The following is a 1,957-nucleotide window of genomic DNA, read 5'->3' as shown; positions in this document are numbered from 1 at the left end:
GGCACTGGCGGCCGATTCGCCTTACACGAAACCCGATGATACCTGGATAAACCTGAGCGGTACGGCAGTGGATACGGGCCCCAGTTCCTTTGTTCTGGATTATGGTCAAGGTACCATCACGGTCGAGATGGATGATTGGAGCTGGTACGAGAAGGATGGCTATGGGTTGATGGAAGGTGACAAGGTCACGGTCTATGGCAAGGTAGATGACGGCATTGCCGAGGCCAATACGATCGAGGCCGGCAGCGTCTATGTCGAGAGTCTAGGCACCTACTTCTATGCCGACAGCGCCGATGAAGAAACGCTGAATTACAGTGTGGTGACGCCAATCGTTGCTGGCTATACTGAACTGACCGGAACGGTCACCAGCACAGGCGATTACGAGTTCACCATCGACACTGGCCCCCGGCAGATGACGATCGATACTGTGTCGCTGGGCTATGATCCCCTCGACGAGAAAGGTTATCAGCAGATTGACGAGGGCGACCTGGTCACGGTGACCGGTGATATGGAGGCCGACCTGTTCGAAAGCATGGAATTGATGGCTGATTCCGTCGTCATTCTCGATGACAGTCAGGAAGATAGCAGCAGCTGATCCAGTCTCAAGGAAGCGTCTTGAGCGGTCCTGCCTTGGGTAGGGCCGCTTTCTTTGGGATGCGACTCTCATCCCGACAGTGGGAAAAGTAATCCAGGCATGCAGGGGAATACCCTTCTATCGATAGCTTCGAAAACAACCATGTAAAATGGTCCGATTGGCATCAAAACCAAGCATGTACTACGTTAACATCATATATACGAAAAGGACCTCACTATGAAGCCACATGGCAAAACTGTATCTGCGCTATCGTTCGCATTCATGACTATCTCCATGCCGACAGCTCAGGCCGCACAGAGTCAGGATAACCCTCGCCCCTTGGATGAATGGAGTTACGATGCGCTTTATCAGCAAGGAGGCATAAGAGCCGAGACGCTGCTGAATACCAAGGCGATAGGTGCTCAAGGTAATGTTATTGGCACAATCGAGAATGTCATCCTGGATGAAGAGAATCAGATTGTGACCCTCATCGCGGATGTCGGTGGCATGTGGGGAAGCGGCGACAGGCACGTCTCCATTCCGTGGGAGGAGACTCAACTTGGCCAACAAGGCGTTCGCATACCGGTTCGCGAAGACAATGTCGAAGACTACAACCTGTTCAACGATGAGTATGTCGACGATGCCTACATCTTCAAGGGGGATCTTGAGAAAAGCACCCAAGTGGAAAGCGATGTCATGACGGGGCCGCGTATTTGGAAGATCACCGACATCATCGATGACTTTGCCAGCCTTGGCAATGACACAGGTGTGGGCTATATCACGGATGCACTTTTCACCCGAGACGGCGTAATGCAGGCCATCGTAGTGAAGCCTTCAAGCTCTGAGTTCGGCAATGGTCCCTATGCGTATCCCTTCTATGGCCATCCGAATGACTGGCAGCCTGGTGCCATGCACTATGAACTCCCCTATTCAAGAGAATCGCTCTCAGACATGCCAGCCTTCGACTACAAAAAATACGATAGCCTCTGGAATGGCTGATCGACGCCATGGATGAACACTAGACCTGTGGCATCATTCATCCTTTGACGTGGGGTTGTGAGAACGCATTATCCGGGTTGTCGACGCCCTTAACTCGCCCTCTTCCATGCACTATCGGCTCTCGCCGAGGCAGCTTGGGCGATAAGGCGTTCATGTTGCCTCAAGGAATGACCGCGGGTGTGGGTCAGAAGCGAGGGCCGGTCCTGGGCACGTACTTGGCCATTATCACATGCTTCCACAAGTTTTCTGTGAGCATTTAGCCCCCCGCGGGCGCCGGCGGGAGACTGGGCACCCAGTCGAGCACCCCGAACGTCTCTGTGCCGATCCAGACAAGAAAAGCCACGTAGATCACCAGCAGGGCGACACACTCCCCCCGGGAGAGGA

2 protein-coding genes are annotated in these 1,957 nt (G+C 53.7%); both read left to right on the top strand.

Going from position 1 to position 1,957, the window contains the following annotated elements; all coding sequences use genetic code 11:
- Positions 1–595, top strand: a 595-nt coding sequence (locus tag V6D20_06385; GenBank protein HEY9815414.1) for a hypothetical protein, incomplete at its 5' end; no start/stop codon positions are given.
- Between the two features lie 216 nt (positions 596–811).
- Positions 812–1,573: a PRC-barrel domain-containing protein gene (locus V6D20_06380; protein ID HEY9815413.1), complete on the top strand. Its 762-nt coding sequence runs from the start codon at positions 812–814 to the stop codon at positions 1,571–1,573.
- Positions 1,574–1,957 lie beyond the last annotated feature (384 nt).

Source organism: Candidatus Obscuribacterales bacterium, assembly GCA_036703605.1.
GTDB lineage: Bacteria > Cyanobacteriota > Cyanobacteriia > RECH01 > RECH01 > RECH01.
The sequence above is the reverse complement of the archived record's forward strand: the minus strand, read 5'-3'. Positions and strand labels throughout refer to the sequence as shown.

Coding starts and splice junctions, on each gene's coding strand:
- V6D20_06380 (HEY9815413.1), top strand. CDS start 812: ATGAAGCCACATGGCAAAACTGTATCTGCGCTATCGTTCGCATTCATG.